Annotated in this window: 1 protein-coding gene; it reads left to right on the top strand. The window is 48.5% G+C overall.

From position 1 onward, the window contains the following. Positions 1-70 precede the first annotated feature (70 nt). Positions 71-1,236 (top strand): IS3-like element ISKpn37 family transposase gene (locus D9734_RS23045; protein ID WP_130210857.1). Its coding sequence is split into 2 segments (ribosomal slippage): positions 71-335 and positions 335-1,236, totalling 1,167 coding nucleotides; the frame shifts between segments, so codons are not numbered across the junction. Positions 1,237-1,253: the final 17 nt, after the last annotated feature.

Consider the following 1,253-nt stretch of genomic DNA (forward strand, 5'->3'; position numbering starts at 1 on the left):
TGTAGTGGATCGGTAATTCAGGACACCTCGAAATCCTGTTAATGTTAAAACAGTGAAAATGAGGTGATACATGATCAAAACTCGTCGGACTAAACGTACCTTTTCCCCGGAGTTCAGGCTTGAAGCTATCGAACAGGTGGTTAAATACCAGCGTGATGTCAGAGAAGTCGCGCTGGCACTCGAGCTCAACCCTGACCATTTGCGTAAATGGATACGGTTGTATAAGCAGGAACTTCAGGGTATTGAGCCCGCTGGTAATGCTATTACCCCTGAACAGCGCGAAATTCAGCAGCTTAAAGCGCAGATAAAGCGCCTTGAGATGGAAAAAGAAATACTAAAGCAGGCTGCCGTGCTGATGAGCGAAATCCCCGGGAAGCTGTCGCGCTAATCACACGGCTGAAAGCAAAGTGGCCAGTGCGGGTTCTTTGTCATTTATTCGGTATTCACCGTAGCGTTTATTACGCGCAGGTGAAGCGTCCTGTTAATGTGCAAAGAATTGAATTACGAAGTCGGGTGAGGGCTTTCCATGCTCTCAGTCGTGGCGCAGCCGGTAGCCGGGCAATCAGTCAGATGTTGCGCCAGAGTGGCGTTGATGCAGGCCGGTGGCTGGCACGACGACTGATGCGGGAATGCGGGCTGACAAGTCGACAGCCGGTTAAACATCACTACCGGGTAAACGAAGACAAAAGTCCGCCATTGCCAAATTTACTGAACAGGCAATTTAACCCCGCCGCACCAAACCGCGTCTGGTGCGGCGACATCAGTTTTATTCGCCTGCAGGACAAATGGTGTTATCTCGCGCTCGTTGTTGATTTATATTCACGGCGGATTATCGGTTCAGCCCTCTCATTAACCGCTGATGCTGAGTTGGTGTGCAGGGCTTTGCGTAATGCACTGGAAACACGACCGCGTGATGGCCGCCTGCTGTTTCATTCAGATCAAGGTGTTCAGTATAAAAGCAATAAATACAGAAAGTTACTCTGGCGTTATGGGGTAATGCAAAGTATGAGTCGCAGAGGGAATTGCCTGGATAATTCGCCGATGGAAAGAGTCTTTCGCAGCCTTAAAAGTGAATGGCTTCCGAAAGGTGGTTATGGTTATTTTAGCCATGCGGTACGCGATATAAACCAGTGGATTAATGGTTATTACAACGTTTATCGACCTCACACGAACAACGATGGTTTACCGCCTTGCTTACATGAAGAAAAGTGGAAACAGGTTATCCCGGTGTCCTGATTTTGTGATCCACTACA

The organism is Escherichia sp. E14S1 (assembly GCF_004211995.1).
Classification (GTDB): Bacteria; Pseudomonadota; Gammaproteobacteria; order Enterobacterales; family Enterobacteriaceae; genus Escherichia.